The organism is Olivibacter sp. 47 (assembly GCF_030372825.1).
GTDB lineage: Bacteria > Bacteroidota > Bacteroidia > Sphingobacteriales > Sphingobacteriaceae > Olivibacter > Olivibacter oleidegradans.
Genome location: NZ_JAUCNR010000001.1, coordinates 3,525,512 through 3,541,014 on the forward strand (window position 1 = coordinate 3,525,512; position 15,503 = coordinate 3,541,014).

The following is a 15,503-nucleotide window of genomic DNA, read 5'->3' on the forward strand; positions in this document are numbered from 1 at the left end:
ATCTCTACCGGCTTTTTTAACGGATAAAGGTTAGGTTAATTAAAGTATATAGAACATTTTTCGATCTGCATTTTTCGCTTCATCTCGCTGATCTTCCATTCGATCATCAAGCCACATTTGCATTAAATCCCGCTCGATTTTTGCGGAAATGGTAGACATAGGCGTATCCGTCGGCTTATTCTCAAATGGATCTTGCAAATGTACAGCCATCTTTTCTATTAAAAGGAACAACGTACCGATGGCGATAACCAAAGGAATAGATATATATCCGAACAAACCGAAAAGGCTGAATGGCAGCACCGTAATGAATAGATAAATTGCCAAACGTATATATAGTGTATACGTTTCAGGAAATACCGTACTTTTTATGCGTTCGCATTTCCCCATCGAATCGGTCAGCTTCATTAAGGTTCTCTCTAATTCAATCTGTTGAAATTGGTTTAAAAGCCCCTCATTTGTCGCCCTATTAATGTCCATGCCTTGCAACTTAAGTAAAGCATTAGGTACATTGTCATAAGCCTTGACAAACTCAAAATCAGATTCGGATAATAACCTTTTGATATCTTTATACGGATCTTGTTTCCGCAACGACTTCGTTAACGCATAATTCCATGCGATTTGACGTTTAATCAGTCTTTCTTTCAATTCGCCGGTGCTTCCTGAATCGTAAAGATTTCCAATAAATGTAATAACCTGCCTTGCGAAACTTCTTGAATCATTTACGATAGCTCCCCAAACAATGCGGGCCTCCCACCAACGATCATAAGCTTGATTTGAACGAAAAGCCAGTAATAAGGAAATAACCGTTCCAAGAATCGCAGGCACTCCTCCTATTGGAATGTCAAAATTAAATATGTTCAGTTGGTGTGAAACCGTCACAACAATGGCATATATGGCAACCAGCGCGCTGTCGTATTTTACTTTACCAAGCACGTATCCTATGGGTATATTGTTTTTCAGTAGCATAAGTAAATTCTTTAAGTTTTTTGATTTATAGGAGCGCTCTTTCTAATTCCCGAGCATAAATTGCTTTCTCCTCCTCGGTTAATTTACTGCCCATCTGCTTTCTTGATGGAACCCATTTATTCCATTTACACCTTTCAATTAGATCAATGGGATCGGAACTCTCCTTGGTAATCATCTGTAATTCAATAGAAGGATCGTAAACAATTTCATCGATACGGTTTGCATCCAAAAAGTTTCTAAAAAGTGCAATTGTATTCCCGTAAAAGTATTCAAATCTTACATCTTTAATCCTTTCGAACTCATCCTGTATACATCTACAATAATTTTCGAACGATCTTGGGATCAATTCTATTTCTTTAGTCCTTTTCGACAAAAGCAACAAATCAGTTATAGAATCAGAAAGTTTCACTACGCTAAAGAATAAAACAGATACCTCTTTTTCATTGCAAGACAAAAGATAATCGGTCAGAATATCCAATGATTGGCCTGAAAAATCAGTCGGAATAAGAATTTTCTTCATAAAATGTCTCCTTTTAGCTTAAAAATCAATAAAAAAGAACATTGCTAAAGCTCCCACAAACAATTGCTCATTTTACCTAACTTTACAAAGAAATAAGAAACTCATTAAAGAAGATTAAGGATAAAATTAAAATAGGATTAGAGTTTTAGGCAAAATCAAGCTATGACCTTATTTATGATTGGCAACGCTTGGCAGTAAAACAGTGATATCTGTTCCGGAATTTACTTGGGTTCTAATATCGATTGTGCCTCTGTGTAAGCGAATTATTTTTAAGGCTAAAGGTAACCCTACACCATGTCCTTCATAAAAATGAGTATTGGATGCCCTGAAAAATGGTTCGAAGATGTATTTCTTTTCTTGTTCGGGGATACCTATCCCTTCGTCTAAAACATTAATGAGAATATGTTTATTAGAAGTTTTTAAATGAATTCGTACTGGCTTGTTGTCGGAGTATTTGCAGGCATTTGTCACAATATTAGATAAAGCCAGCTGTAACAAATGTTCATATCCCATCACCGTAAGTTCATCTTCCTCCTCCGGCAAGTCTTCAAAGGTTAACCTCAATTCACAACCGGGATTCACCTGATCGGTGATCTTTTTAATATTCATTAAAAGCTGATCCATGCGCACCCGCTCTTTTGGTTGCTTACTTTTATCTGCAGACGTTTTGGCAAGGTAAAGTAAGCCACTGATAATCTCCTGTAATTTATCAGCTTCGCTAATAATGACCGACAAGGATTGTTTATGTGATTCTGGCAATTCACCGCTACCCATAGCCAATTCTGCTTCCCCGGATATAATGCTAATGGGAGTTCGTAGCTCGTGAGAAGCATTACTGATGAAATTACTCTGTGTATCAAATGCAGTTTCCAATCGATCCAGCATATCATTAAATGTTGTGGTAATTTCAGCCAGCTCATCCGTTCCTTTACGTCCAGGCAAGCGTAGATGCAGGTTATCAGCCGTTATTTCCTGCACTTTTTTAATAATTTGCGAAAAAGGTTTGAAAATTTGTTGAGAAAAAACCTTGCCGATGAAATAAACAACCAGAATAGATATAAAAAAACCGATGATCAATATTTTTTGAAGCATGGCCAGTTCACGGAAACCGGAAGGGTCTTTGGCGTAAACCACTACAATGAAATCGCCTTTCTCCGACTTAAAAATCGACCGGCAAAAAAATCGTTCCGGTTATTATATCGACTACGGCCTTTTTTTAGTATTTCCGTAAAAAAGCTCTTCGGCAGTTGCGGCGCTCCCTTTTTTGGAATTACCTTTCCATGTTCAACACGAAAGAAGAAATCGCTTTCTGCCGGTAATCTTTCGAGATAACGATTTCGTATCCGTCGGTAATAGTAGATGGTCAGTTCGTCTTCCTGCATATATACCTCAGCACCGATATTCACCCTTGCCTCCAAGCGCTTATAGAAATCTTCAAAAGCATACTGCTGCGTAAAAAAGAAGATAGCTCCCATTAAAATGGAAATTAATCCGAGCGCAACACAGAAGAAAAGAAGGACAAACTTACTTTGGATTTTCATCTAAGTCAACATATTCTTTATCATCAGAGAAGCTTATACCGCACTTGTTTCGACAGTCTCAATATTTAAGCTTCTTTGATCGAGTAACCGACTCCTATCATCGTATGAATCAATTTTACGTCAAAACCTTTGTCTACCTTCTTCCTAAGATAGTTTACGTAAACGTCTACCACGTTGGTTCCCATATTAAAATTGATGTCCCAGACATGTTCTAAAATCTCGATTCTCGTTAGTACTTTATTTTTGTTTTTCATCATAAATTCCAGCAAACGGTATTCGGTTGCCGTTAAGGCAATTTCTTTACCACCTCGAGTAGCGATCCGCGCATCCATATCTAATACTAAGTCCATAATTCGAATAGTAGACGAAGCTGGATTCTGCTGACCGTTAGTGCCATTTGCCCTTCTCACCAATGTGCGAATGCGAGCTTTCAGTTCCTCGAATTTAAAAGGTTTAACCATGTAATCGTCCGCTCCTGAATCCAATCCGGTTACAACATTGTTTGTTGCACTTAATGCGGTTAGCATTAGAATAGGAACGGGGTTATTTTCTTTACGCAACAGTTGGCAAACTTCAATTCCACTAATTCCAGGCAACATGACATCCAAAACAATAAGGTCAAATGCGTTGTGGTATATCATGTCCAAGCCCAATTCTCCATCGGAAGCAATCCGAACGTCATAACCATCTGCGCTGAGTCCCCTTTGAATTAACGATGCTAATTTCGACTGATCCTCGATAACTAAGATTTTATTGGCCATACTTATTAAATAAAAAAGCGTTAATTGCTAAAATACACATTTTATGGCTTATATCATGTCCCTAAACAAAAAAAGCGAGGGGTTTGGCCCTCGCTTCTTGTTCTAAAGAAAACTAAAATCATTAAACTTTGATTTCAACTTCTACACCACTAGGCAATTCAAGTTTCATCAGAGCGTCAACTGTTTTTGAGTTAGAGCTGTAAATATCTAACAATCTTTTATAAGAGCATAACTGAAATTGTTCACGCGCTTTTTTATTCACGTGTGGTGAACGTAAAACGGTGTAAATTTTCTTTTCAGTAGGAAGTGGAATTGGACCGCTTACTACAGCTCCTGTAGGTTTTACAGTTTTTACAATCTTTTCGGCTGATTTGTCAACCAAATTGTAATCGTACGATTTTAATTTAATTCTGATTCTTTGGCTCATTATATGTTATATTAATGATGTTCCGTTAGAGCTATTTATAACGGAACATCAGATTTAAAAATTAGGCTTTAACTTTACCCTTTGCTTTTGCAATCACCTCGTCCTGAACGTTTTTAGGTGCTTCTGCATAGTGATCAAACTCCATGGTAGAAGTAGCGCGACCGGATGTAATTGTTCTCAATTGAGTCACATAACCGAACATTTCAGAAAGTGGCACAAGTGCTTTAATTACTTGAGATCCGTTACGTGTATCCATACCTTGAAGCTGTCCGCGGCGACGGTTTAAGTCACCCATTACATCTCCCATGTTTTCTTCCGGTGTAAGCACCTCAATTTTCATGATCGGCTCCATTAACACGGGGCGACATTTCGGTAGTGCTTCACGGAAGGCAGTACGGGCGGCAATCTCGAAAGACAGTGCATCGGAGTCGACCGCGTGGAAAGATCCATCTACCAATCGAACTTTCATATCCGTTACCGGGAAGCCCGCTAACACACCATTTACCATGGCTGCTTCAAAACCTTTCTGTACTGAAGGAATAAATTCACGTGGAATTGCTCCACCTACGATTTCATTCACAAATTGTAAGCCGCCTTTCTCGTAATCTTTATCGATTGGAGAAATAACTACTTGTATATCCGCAAACTTACCACGACCACCGGTTTGCTTTTTGTATACTTCGCGGTGCGCAGCTTCTGCCGTAATCGCCTCTTTATAAGCCACTTGCGGAGCGCCTTGATTTACTTCTACTTTAAATTCGCGCTTCAAACGATCAATTAAGATATCTAAGTGTAGCTCACCCATACCTTTGATAACCGTTTGGCCTGTTTCTTCATCACTTTGTACCACGAAGGTAGGATCTTCTTCAGCTAATTTACCCAAAGCAACACCCAGCTTGTCAACATCGGCTTGCGTCTTAGGCTCAATCGCCAAACCAATTACCGGTTCGGGGAAAGTCATGGATTCTAAAACAATTGGATGTTTTTCATCGCAAAGGGTATCCCCGGTTTTGATATCTTTGAAACCAACAACTGCACCGATATCACCTGCTCCGATATTTGGAATAGGATTTTGCTTATTCGCGTGCATTTGGAAGATACGAGATATACGCTCCTTATTGCCTGAGCGTGTATTATAAACATAGGAACCTGCTTCCAATATGCCCGAATAAACACGAATGAAGCATAAGCGGCCCACAAATGGATCCGTTGCAATTTTGAAACCTAGTGCAGCAAATGGTTCGTCAACAGAAGGTTTACGAATAATTTCTGCATCAGTCCGAGGATCTGTTCCTTTTACCGCTTCTTGATCTAGCGGGGACGGTAACAACTCCATTACTAAATCCAACATGGTTTGAACCCCTTTATTTTTAAAGGACGATCCACAAACCATTGGCACAATAGCATTGTCAATTACCGCTTTACGAAGTGCTGTTAAGATTTCACGTTCTGAGATCGAGTTAGGATCTTCAAAGAATTTCTCCATCAACGATTCATCGTAACCCGCTACCGATTCCAATAGCTTCTCTCTCCACTCGGCAACTTCGTCAACCATATCCTCAGGGATAGGCACTTCAGTAAAGGTCATACCCTTATCTTCTTCATTCCAAACGATCCCACGGTTATTGATCAAATCAACAACTCCTTTGAAGTTATCCTCAGCACCGATTGGTAATTGCAAAGGAATTGCATCAGCACCTAACATATCTTTTACTTGCTTAACTACCTTTAAAAAGTCAGCACCTGAACGGTCCATCTTATTAACGAAGCCGATACGTGAAACTTTATAGTTATCTGCCAAGCGCCAGTTAGTTTCGGATTGAGGTTCTACACCGTCAACTGCAGAGAACAAAAATACCAATCCGTCCAGTACACGTAAAGAACGATTTACCTCAACGGTAAAGTCAACGTGTCCCGGTGTATCTATAATATTTACCTGATATTTACTTCCTCGATAGTTCCAGAATACAGTGGTAGCAGCGGAAGTAATGGTAATACCGCGCTCAGCTTCCTGGACCATCCAGTCCATGGTTGAAGCTCCCTCATGCACTTCCCCAATTTTGTGGTTAACTCCGGCGTAGTATAAGATACGCTCGGTAGTAGTGGTTTTACCAGCATCGATGTGTGCGGCAATACCGATATTCCTTGTGAATTTTAAGTCTCTTGACATCTTTTTTATATTCCCTAAAGGTGTATTTAAACTCTTATATAAATGTGAATCTACTATTGGTAAATCCACTTTGCTTTATACTTCGGCAAAAAACGACACAGATTAAATTGACACACACTAGTTTGTTACATGCTATTGTGTTATTCAATTTAATCTGTGTCATTGTAATTGGATTAGAACCTAAAGTGAGAGAAAGCTTTGTTAGCTTCCGCCATCTTATGGGTATCTTCTTTTTTCTTAACAGCAGCACCTTCACCTTTAGAAGCTGAAATTATCTCACCGGCTAATTTCTCGTACATAGTTTTTTCACCACGTTTACGAGCATAGCTGATCAGCCACTTCATTCCCAAGGCAATCTTACGTTCCGGACGAACCTCTGTTGGTACTTGAAAGTTAGCACCGCCTACACGACGTGATTTTACTTCAACTGAAGGCATCACATTGTTTAGTGCTTTTTTCCATGTTTCCAAGCCATTTTCATTGGTTTTTTGTTCAACCAAATCAACAGCATTGTAGAAAATTGAGTATGCAATGGATTTCTTTCCATCGTACATCATGTTATTTACAAAACGTGTAACCTGAATATCGTTAAACTTTGGATCAGGTAAAATGATTCTTTTCTTTGGTTTTGACTTTCTCATCTTAATTTCCTCCGTTTAACTATTTCTTTTTACCTTTTGCAGGAGCTGCAGCAGCTTGTCCTGGTTTTGGACGTTTTGTTCCATACTTAGAGCGACGTTGATTACGACCGGCAACACCGGAAGTATCTAAGGCACCGCGAATGATGTGATAACGCACACCTGGTAAGTCTTTTACACGACCTCCGCGGATCAATACAATCGAGTGCTCTTGTAAATTGTGTCCTTCACCAGGGATATAGGCGTTCACCTCTTTTCCATTGGTTAAACGTACACGAGCAACTTTACGCATGGCTGAGTTTGGTTTTTTAGGGGTAGTGGTGTATACACGTGTACACACACCTCTTCGCTGTGGACAGCTGTCCAACGCTGGTGATTTACTCTTATCAACCAGAGCTACTCTACCTTTTCTAACTAATTGTTGAATAGTAGGCATTTACTGTTTTTTAATTTGCTTTTTGTCCTATTTCTATTAAAGTCCGCAAAAATATGAAAAAGAATTTGATAATCAAAGCATAATCGATTGTAAAAGAAAGATTGACCGGGACACTAAAGTGTCTGCCCCACCTTACTCTTCTTTTTCCTTTCCTTTGGCTCTTTCTTTAGCTGGTGTTTCTTTTCCAAAAATTCGATAATGTGGGTAGCAATGTCCTTTCCGGTAACCTTTTCTATACCTTCTAAACCCGGTGAAGAGTTCACTTCCAAAACAAGCGGACCTCTATCAGATTGCAACATATCTACTCCACAAACGGTTAGGCCAAGCTCAGCGGAAGCTCGTAAAGCGGTTTCTTTTTCGGCTTTCGTTAACTTGATGACGGTAGCAGATCCACCTCGGTGAAGATTCGATCGGAATTCGCCTTCTTTAGCAGTGCGCTTCATTGCGCCTACCACTTTACCATCTACTACCAACACCCTGATGTCTGCGCCTCTCGACTCTTTAATATATTCCTGTATCAAAATGTTGTTTCCAAGCCCATAGAATGCTTCGATCACCGAGCTGGCAGCCTTTCTGGTTTCGGCAAGACAACGCCAATACCCTGTGTTCCTTCTAATAGTTTGATCACAAGAGGCGCCCCTCCTACCATCTTTATTAAATCATCGACATCATTTGTTTGTCGTGCAAATCCCGTTATCGGCATACCAATACCGGCACCGGATAAAATCTGCATACATCGTAATTTATCTCTGGATCGCGTAATAGCCTGACTTGGATTAGCGGACGCTACTCCCATAATTTCAAATTGCCTCACTATAGCCGAGCCGTAAAAGGTTACCGAAGCACCTATTCTGGGGATGATTGCATCGATATTGGACACATCCTGCCCTTTGTAATGTATACTGGGCTCCCCCTGTTTTATGCCTACATAACACTGCCTATGATCTAGCACAACACATTCATGCCCTCTTTTTAGGGCCGCCTCTACCAAACGCTTGGTAGAATACAAATTTTTATTGGTTGACAGTACTGCAATCTTCACAATATGTATAAATAAATTGAACGCAACGATAAACATGTGTTTCAACAGCAGCTGATCATGTTTTGTTTCGAGAGGTCAGTTGTGATTCTTTCGTTATTAGGTTTCTATTTGGTTTTGCTTTCTTTTTTTGATAAATTTGACTTGGAGACGTCGACCAGAAATTTCTTCCGGATAAAACTTCTTCCAAGTAACATCGGAAATTCCATACCCGACCGATCACGAAGCGAAATTTCAATCTCGTGATTTTCATTAAATATAGAGATTGCTGTTTTTACTATGAATCTATTTTCTTCACTCCCAAACGAGTTTTTAACCTTTCGCTCTTTATGGTATGGAAGCATATAAACTGTTCCATTTCCCCCAAAATTGTCGTCCAAGGGGATGAAACGAACAAAATTTTTTCGCTTTACTTTAACCAGTTCGATGAACTTACAATGTAATACGGATGTTTTGGCTCCCGTATCTATTTTGGCTGGAACATTATAAAGTTTAAAATCTATAAAATCGACAGTCTCCTTCCAGCCGATAATCTTCATAATATTAACTAATTTCTCAACTATAATGTATGCGTAAGATAATTAATAGTAAACAAATTCCCCAACTTCGGAATGGACGGTTACCTTCTTTTGTTCACTATCTTCAACTCTTCCTACTATTTTAGCCTCAATGCCAAATTTTTCTGCGATGCGAATGATATCGACTGCTCTCGCCTCCGGAACGTATAACTCCATTCTATGTCCCATATTAAAGACTTTATACATCTCCTGCCAATCAGTCTTTGACTCCGTTTGTATCAGTCTGAACAAGGGAGGGATCGGAAAAAGGTTATCTTTAATAATATGGAAACGATCAATAAAATGCAGAACCTTTGTTTGTGCTCCACCACTGCAATGAACCATCCCGTGTATATCTTGGCGATAATGATCGAGCACTTCCTTCATAACGGGCGCATAAGTACGGGTTGGCGAAAGGACCAATTTTCCGATTGTAATCTCCTCGCCGTCAATAGTAATCGTATCGGTAAGCGCTTTGCTTCCCGAAAAAACAAGCTCATGAGGAATTGCGGGGTCGTAACTTTCTTTATATTTTTCAGCGACTGACTTATTGAACACATCGTGACGGGCGGATGTCAAGCCGTTTGATCCCATTCCGCCATTGTATTCAGACTCATACACAGCTTTTCCGTAAGAGGAAAGCCCTACAATAACATCTCCTGCCTCTATCTTATGATTTGAAATCACGTCAGCTCTCTTCATGCGGCAGGTAACTGTACTGTCGACGATAATTGTTCTAACCAAATCGCCGACATCCGCCGTTTCTCCCCCGGTCGAATAGATGCCTATCCCCAGATCTCTCAGTTCTTGAAGGATTTCTTCCGTTCCATTAATGATTTCTGCGATTACTTCTCCGGGGATTAGACTCTTATTTCTTCCTATGGTGGACGAAATTAATATATTATCTAAGGCTCCAACACAAAGCAGATCATCGATGTTCATGACGATTGCATCTTGTGCAATACCTCTCCATACCGATAAATCACCGGTTTCTTTCCAGTAAACATAGGCCAATGAGGACTTGGTGCCTGCACCATCGGCATGCATAATGTTACACCAATCATCCGCCCCGCCTAAAATATCCGGTATTATCTTACAAAACGCTTTTGGAAATAAGCCCTTGTCAATGTTTTTAATGGCATTATGCACATCTTCTTTACCGGCCGAAACACCGCGTTGGTTGTACTTTAAATCTGACATACGGCTGCAAAAGTAACTAATCCTAATGATATTTTAGACACCTTAATATAAATATAATACGATGGGGTAAAAATAAAAAATCCCCAAGGGAAACCCTTGAGGATGTATTTTTTGGCCGCCTCTTTTATCTTACAAACAGAAGTTCTCTCAATTTTGGAAGAGGCCATTTGCGATCGTCAACAATCTGCTCAAGTTTATTGAGATGATAACGAATCTTATCAAAATACGGCTTCACATTTTCGTCATAAGCGATAGCTTTGTCACGAACATCTTCCAAAACATTGGCTTTCTTACGCTCTTGTCTCATAGCTTCAGCTTCTTCAAGTATTATATTGATATGCTCACCGATACGCTCCAATAATTCAGATTGCGATTTATAAGCAGAAGCTTTTACACCGAGGTCTTTTAAGCCTTTAACGTTTTCTATCAGCTCATTCTGATAGGTAATAGCCGCAGGAACAAGTGAACTGTTAACGATTTCGCCTATTACACGGGCTTCAATTTGAATCTTTTTGAAGTAGTTTTCCAATAAGATCTCATGGCGAGCTTCACCTTCACGCTTAGTCATGATCCCTAAAGATTCGAACATCTTTTCGGTTTTTTCGCTCACGTAAACATCTAAAGCTCTTGGTGTTGTTTTGATATTAGACAATCCGCGTTTCGCTGCCTCGTCTTCCCACTCTTTGCTATATCCATTACCTTCGAAGCGGATAGCCTTTGATTCTTTAATATACTTACGAACAACGTTTAAGATCGCTAGATCTTTCTTCGTTCCCTTCTTTATTTGTTTGTCTACTTCAACCTTGAACTTAATCAACTGCTCTGCAACGATCGCATTTAATACCGTCATCGGACTGGCTGAGTTTGCAGAAGAACCTACAGCACGGAACTCAAACTTATTTCCTGTAAATGCAAAAGGAGAAGTCCGATTACGGTCTGTATTATCTAATTGTAAGGTAGGGATTTTAGGAATTCCATGCCACAATTGACTATCCGCTTTCACTTTCTTCGCAACACGTGCCGTTTCAACTTCGTCCAACACCGCATTTAATTGGCTGCCCAAGAAAATAGAGATAATAGCAGGAGGAGCTTCGTTCGCACCTAAACGGTGATCGTTGCTGGCTGTAGCGATAGAAGCTCTTAACAAATCGGAATGCTCATATACCGCACGAATAACATTCACGAAGAATGTCAAAAACATCAGGTTATTTTTAGGGGTTTTCCCCGGAGACAGCAAATTGATGCCGGTATTGGTAATCAACGACCAGTTGTTGTGTTTGCCCGATCCGTTAATATCAGCATACGGTTTTTCGTGTAAAAGAACTTTGAAGTTATGACGCAAAGCCACTTGATCCATCAAGTTCATTAACAATTGGTTGTGATCAATTGCTAAATTGATTTCCTCAAACATCGGAGCGCATTCGAACTGTGAAGGGGCTACCTCGTTGTGGCGTGTCTTCAATGGAATACCCAGTTTCAACGCTTCTTGCTCCAGGTCAACCATAAAAGCTAGTACCCGCTCAGGAATAGCACCGAAGTAATGATCTTCCAATTGTTGACCTTTAGCAGACATATGACCAAATAAAGTCCTTCCCGTTAATTGCAAATCAGGGCGACCGTTAAATAAGGCTAAATCAACCAAGAAATATTCTTGTTCGATACCTAAAGAAGCAAAAACTTTTTCAACGCCTTTATCAAAATATTGTGCAACATCAACAGCCGCCTTATCTAACGCGTTTAGGGTTTTTAACAAAGGAGCTTTATAGTCTAATGCTTCACCTGTATATGACAAGAAGACTGTTGGAATACAAAGTGTCTTGCTGCCTCCTGTTTCATAAATAAATGCAGGTGAAGAGGGGTCCCAGCCGGTATAGCCTCTTGCTTCGAAGGTATTACGAATACCACCATTCGGAAAGCTGGACGCATCCGGCTCCTGTTGCACTAACGCATCAGCTGTAAATTTCTCAATGGCTACACCATCACCGCCAGGCTCAAAAAAGGCATCATGCTTTTCTGCAGTTGCGCCCGTTAAAGGCTGGAACCAGTGAGTGTAATGGCTTACCCCATTGCTGATCGCCCAACTTTTCATAGCCTGAGAGATATGCTCCGCTAAATCAAAATCGATCGCCTCGCCGGCTTCGATTACACTTGTTAATTTCGCGAATACATTTTTCGGCAAATACTCTTTCATCTTCTTCACGGTAAAAACATTTTTACCAAAGTATGAGGAAGCTTTTTCTCCAGCGGCTATCACTGCTGGTCTTTTGTCACGAGAAATTGCAGCTTCAACTGCGCTAAACCTGAGATTTGACATGCTTTTGTGTTGATTTTATTATTTTTTTGTCTTTGTTTAGAGATTATGCCGTAAAAATCATCATATTTTTTCGAAATTTCCTAATATTTCTTCAAAAAAAATATCAACAAAGTAAATATTATCTGAATATGTTGTTAAAATACACAAATGGGAATCATAAAATGGTGCTCGCCTAGGTCGGGAATTGAGGCCTAATTTTAAAGAATTTTGAAGGATAAATTAGAATTTTGAAATATTTTTCAATAGAAAGAAAAATCCACTCACATAGACACAAAGAAAATGGCGCGATTTTAGGATATTCAAAATAGAGTTAACAGACACTATTTCGTTATCAATTGCAATGTCCAAGCGCGTAATAAACGATTATAAAAATTATTATAGTCGATAAACATCCACCTCCCAATTTTTTGGCGGTAAATCCTGCAATTAGTGCTCTAAAAAACTTATTCATCGTTAAGGTGCTTTATTAGGTAAACTCCTTAACCATTCAATTTGTTTTTCGTAAGAGCGCTAGACATCAAAATGCTTTTTATTTCTCATAACAAGTGGCGCATCCCAAACGATATCCACTTTTTTTTCCTCACTCCTAATAGGGCAATTCTTCATATTACAATAGTGACAGCATGCGGGCAAACATGGGTCTGCGTGAATAAAGAGTTCGGTATCTATATGTACTTTCTTATTGATAAGGGCGTCAACTTGAGACACTTCCTCGTGCACTTTTATCAAATCAAAATAGTTGGGTAAAGTCATATGGCAATCGATATGGAGTTCGTGTCCGTAGCGTTGAACCCGTAAATTATGAACATCGATCCAGCTGTCCTTCCGATTTTCTTCCAATATTTGCACAACCTGGTTTATTAATTCGAAGTCGGACTCATCCATTAAGCCACCGATCGACTTCCTTAATAATTTGTAACCACTAAATAAAATGTAAAAGCCTAATCCTAAGGAAAGCACTATGTCAATTTGCTGTACACCTGTCATATAGAGCAGAAGTAATCCTACCAATAAGCCTAAGGTGCTGTATGAGTCAACTTGTAGATGCTTGCCGTCGGCCATAATAGTGAGCGAATACAAGCTCTTACCTTTTTTTATCATGTAAGTGCCCAACGCGAAATTAACCAAACCCGTAAAAGCCAGCATGCCCATTCCCTCTAGCAAATTACTAATTTGCTCTGGAAAGAAAATATTATAAACAGCCTTGCCGACAATTAAAAGTCCGGCGATAAATATCAAACCGCCTTCCAGAAAGACCGAAAAGAACTCTACCTTGCCGTGACCATAAGGGTGATTTTCATCCTTGGGCTGCGAAGAAAGGTGAATGCTATAGAAGGCAAAGCCGCTCGCTATTACGTTAACGATGCTTTCAACAGCATCGGTCAGAATCGCATTAGAGTGCGTTATGAGGTAAGCTGTGAATTTAAACAGCATTAAAATGATACCGGTACTCAGCGAGTATAATATAATCCTTTTCTGTTCTTGCACGCGCAGACTGCTTAAAGTGCAAAGGTAAAAATTAAAAAATCATAACAATGTGAATTGAATGAAGGCCTCAAGGCATATTGAAAGAATTAGTCGACTTAATTGCACTTTGTTGCGAATATGCTATCCTAAATCACAGTTCATAACTTTTTTATCAAAAAGATTGTTATAAAATTTAAAATAGTAGAATTTTGCTTAGGTTTGTAATCTAATGGAAACACTATCAATATTATCTGAAAGAATCAATAACCTATCTGAATCGGCCACACTAAAAATGACCAAATTAGGTAGGGAGTTGGCAGCCCAGGGCGCCAACATTATTAGCCTTAGTGTAGGTGAACCTGATTTTAATACACCGGATCATATAAAGGAAGCGGCGAAGAAGGCGTTGGACGAAAACTATACGCGTTATTCTCCCGTTCCCGGATATCCCGAACTAAGAAAAGCCATTGTAAAGAAGTTAAAGGAAGAAAACGGTTTAGATTATGATATTTCGCAGATTGTCGTTTCAACCGGTGCCAAGCAATCACTATCTAACGCTATACTTTGTGTGATTAATCCGGGAGATGAGGTTATCATTCCGACTCCTTACTGGGTGTCTTATTCAGAAATGGTTAATTTGGCGGAAGGAAAATCGGTTTTCATTAATACCAGCATTGAAAGTGACTTCAAAATCACTCCAAAAGAATTAGAAGCTGCGATAACAGATAAAACGAAATTATTCATGTTCTCTTCTCCTTGCAATCCAACAGGTAGCGTTTATAGCAAGGATGAACTCGCTGCTTTAGTGGAAGTGTTTGAAAAGCATCCTCAGATCTATATTATATCTGATGAGATTTATGAGCATATTAATTTTAAAAGTCAACACGAATCAATTGCCCAATTTGAAAGCGTAAAGGACCGTGTGATATTGATCAACGGATTCTCCAAATCTTATGCTATGACAGGTTGGCGTTTGGGTTATCTTGCAGCTAGTAAAGAAATAGCAGCCGCAAATGACAAACTTCAAGGACAAACCACATCCGGAACTTGCTCAATTGCGCAACGCGCAGGAATTGCGGCCTATGAAGGCGGACTAGAATCGGTAAATGAAATGAAAAAGGCCTTTGAGCGTCGGCGCGAGTTGGTATATAACGCGCTGAAAGAAATTAAGGACGTAAAGGTTAATCTACCCGAAGGAGCTTTTTACTTCTTCCCTGATGTAAGTGCCTTCTTCGGACGAAAGGATGGAAATGGTAACACGATTGCTAATTCATCCGATCTGGCACTTTACCTATTGAATGAAGCGCATGTGGCAACTGTAGGAGGAGATTCATTTGGCAACAATGACTGCATCCGTTTGTCCTACGCTGCTTCGGACGAGCAACTAACGGAAGCATTGCGACGCATTAAAATTGCGCTTGAAAAATTAGTTTAAACGTATTCCGTATACCCGTATTTGATCACCGA

At 39.6% G+C, this 15,503-nt stretch carries 14 protein-coding genes and 1 pseudogene; 1 reads left to right on the forward strand and 14 read right to left on the reverse strand.

What is annotated here, in order from left to right; genetic code table 11:
- Positions 1–39: 39 nt before the first annotated feature.
- The 14 genes and pseudogenes from QT327_RS15350 to QT327_RS15420 form a co-directional block, all read right to left on the reverse strand.
- The gene (locus tag QT327_RS15350) at positions 40–966 is read right to left on the reverse strand and encodes a bestrophin family protein (protein ID WP_013667225.1); all 927 of its coding nucleotides are present in this window, start codon (positions 964–966) and stop codon (positions 40–42) included.
- Positions 967–991: 25 nt separating this feature from the next.
- Positions 992–1,486, reverse strand: coding sequence for a hypothetical protein (locus QT327_RS15355; RefSeq protein ID WP_013667226.1), 495 nt, complete (start codon positions 1,484–1,486; stop codon positions 992–994).
- A gap of 168 nt (positions 1,487–1,654) precedes the next feature.
- Complete coding sequence (locus tag QT327_RS15360; RefSeq protein ID WP_289553264.1) at positions 1,655–2,620, reverse strand: sensor histidine kinase; 966 nt, start codon at positions 2,618–2,620, stop codon at positions 1,655–1,657.
- The gene (locus QT327_RS15365; RefSeq protein WP_289553265.1) at positions 2,620–3,027 is read right to left on the reverse strand and encodes a hypothetical protein; all 408 of its coding nucleotides are present in this window, start codon (positions 3,025–3,027) and stop codon (positions 2,620–2,622) included. Before QT327_RS15365 ends, QT327_RS15360 begins: the two co-directional genes overlap by 1 nt.
- Before the next feature lie 65 nt (positions 3,028–3,092).
- Positions 3,093–3,788 (reverse strand): response regulator transcription factor, encoded by a 696-nt coding sequence (locus tag QT327_RS15370; RefSeq protein ID WP_013667228.1) that lies wholly within the window; start codon positions 3,786–3,788, stop codon positions 3,093–3,095.
- Between the two features lie 121 nt (positions 3,789–3,909).
- Positions 3,910–4,215 carry a 30S ribosomal protein S10 gene (rpsJ, locus tag QT327_RS15375; RefSeq protein WP_013667229.1) on the reverse strand — a complete coding sequence of 102 codons (306 nt, stop codon included), beginning with the start codon at positions 4,213–4,215 and terminating at the stop codon, positions 3,910–3,912.
- Between the two features lie 61 nt (positions 4,216–4,276).
- On the reverse strand, positions 4,277–6,385 hold the full coding sequence (fusA, locus tag QT327_RS15380) for an elongation factor G (protein ID WP_130855780.1): 2,109 nt from the start codon (positions 6,383–6,385) through the stop codon (positions 4,277–4,279).
- A 173-nt stretch (positions 6,386–6,558) separates the two neighbouring features.
- Positions 6,559–7,026, reverse strand: a complete 468-nt coding sequence (gene rpsG / locus QT327_RS15385; protein WP_013667231.1) for a 30S ribosomal protein S7 — start codon at positions 7,024–7,026, stop codon at positions 6,559–6,561.
- A gap of 19 nt (positions 7,027–7,045) precedes the next feature.
- Positions 7,046–7,459 (reverse strand): 30S ribosomal protein S12, encoded by a 414-nt coding sequence (gene rpsL, locus QT327_RS15390; RefSeq protein ID WP_002993550.1) that lies wholly within the window; start codon positions 7,457–7,459, stop codon positions 7,046–7,048.
- Between the two features lie 113 nt (positions 7,460–7,572).
- Positions 7,573–8,537, reverse strand: a pseudogene (rimK, locus tag QT327_RS28260) (30S ribosomal protein S6--L-glutamate ligase).
- Between the two features lie 68 nt (positions 8,538–8,605).
- Positions 8,606–9,037, reverse strand: coding sequence for an ATP-dependent zinc protease family protein (locus tag QT327_RS15405; protein ID WP_130855779.1), 432 nt, complete (start codon positions 9,035–9,037; stop codon positions 8,606–8,608).
- Positions 9,038–9,079: 42 nt separating this feature from the next.
- Positions 9,080–10,255 carry an AIR synthase related protein gene (locus QT327_RS15410; protein ID WP_013667234.1) on the reverse strand — a complete coding sequence of 392 codons (1,176 nt, stop codon included), beginning with the start codon at positions 10,253–10,255 and terminating at the stop codon, positions 9,080–9,082.
- Between the two features lie 124 nt (positions 10,256–10,379).
- Positions 10,380–12,569, reverse strand: a complete 2,190-nt coding sequence (locus QT327_RS15415) for a glutamine synthetase III family protein (protein ID WP_130855778.1) — start codon at positions 12,567–12,569, stop codon at positions 10,380–10,382.
- Between the two features lie 510 nt (positions 12,570–13,079).
- Positions 13,080–14,057 (reverse strand): cation diffusion facilitator family transporter, encoded by a 978-nt coding sequence (locus QT327_RS15420; protein ID WP_149105723.1) that lies wholly within the window; start codon positions 14,055–14,057, stop codon positions 13,080–13,082.
- 208 nt (positions 14,058–14,265) lie between these two features.
- Here QT327_RS15420 and QT327_RS15425 point away from each other — a divergent pair, with 208 nt between their 5' ends.
- Positions 14,266–15,471, forward strand: a complete 1,206-nt coding sequence (locus QT327_RS15425; RefSeq protein WP_013667237.1) for a pyridoxal phosphate-dependent aminotransferase — start codon at positions 14,266–14,268, stop codon at positions 15,469–15,471.
- The last annotated feature ends 32 nt before the right edge of the window (positions 15,472–15,503 follow it).

What these genes read in the sequence shown, in the direction of transcription:
- QT327_RS15350 (WP_013667225.1), bottom strand. Translation starts at nt 966, where the DNA reads ATGCTACTGAAAAACAATATACCCATAGGATACGTGCTTGGTAAAGTA.
- QT327_RS15355 (WP_013667226.1), bottom strand. Translation starts at nt 1,486, where the DNA reads ATGAAGAAAATTCTTATTCCGACTGATTTTTCAGGCCAATCATTGGAT.
- QT327_RS15365 (WP_289553265.1), bottom strand. Translation starts at nt 3,027, where the DNA reads ATGAAAATCCAAAGTAAGTTTGTCCTTCTTTTCTTCTGTGTTGCGCTC.
- QT327_RS15370 (WP_013667228.1), bottom strand. Translation starts at nt 3,788, where the DNA reads ATGGCCAATAAAATCTTAGTTATCGAGGATCAGTCGAAATTAGCATCG.
- rpsJ (WP_013667229.1), bottom strand. Translation starts at nt 4,215, where the DNA reads ATGAGCCAAAGAATCAGAATTAAATTAAAATCGTACGATTACAATTTG.
- fusA (WP_130855780.1), bottom strand. Translation starts at nt 6,385, where the DNA reads ATGTCAAGAGACTTAAAATTCACAAGGAATATCGGTATTGCCGCACAC.
- rpsG (WP_013667231.1), bottom strand. Translation starts at nt 7,026, where the DNA reads ATGAGAAAGTCAAAACCAAAGAAAAGAATCATTTTACCTGATCCAAAG.
- rpsL (WP_002993550.1), bottom strand. Translation starts at nt 7,459, where the DNA reads ATGCCTACTATTCAACAATTAGTTAGAAAAGGTAGAGTAGCTCTGGTT.
- QT327_RS15405 (WP_130855779.1), bottom strand. Translation starts at nt 9,037, where the DNA reads ATGAAGATTATCGGCTGGAAGGAGACTGTCGATTTTATAGATTTTAAA.
- QT327_RS15410 (WP_013667234.1), bottom strand. Translation starts at nt 10,255, where the DNA reads ATGTCAGATTTAAAGTACAACCAACGCGGTGTTTCGGCCGGTAAAGAA.
- QT327_RS15415 (WP_130855778.1), bottom strand. Translation starts at nt 12,569, where the DNA reads ATGTCAAATCTCAGGTTTAGCGCAGTTGAAGCTGCAATTTCTCGTGAC.
- QT327_RS15425 (WP_013667237.1), top strand. Translation starts at nt 14,266, where the DNA reads ATGGAAACACTATCAATATTATCTGAAAGAATCAATAACCTATCTGAA.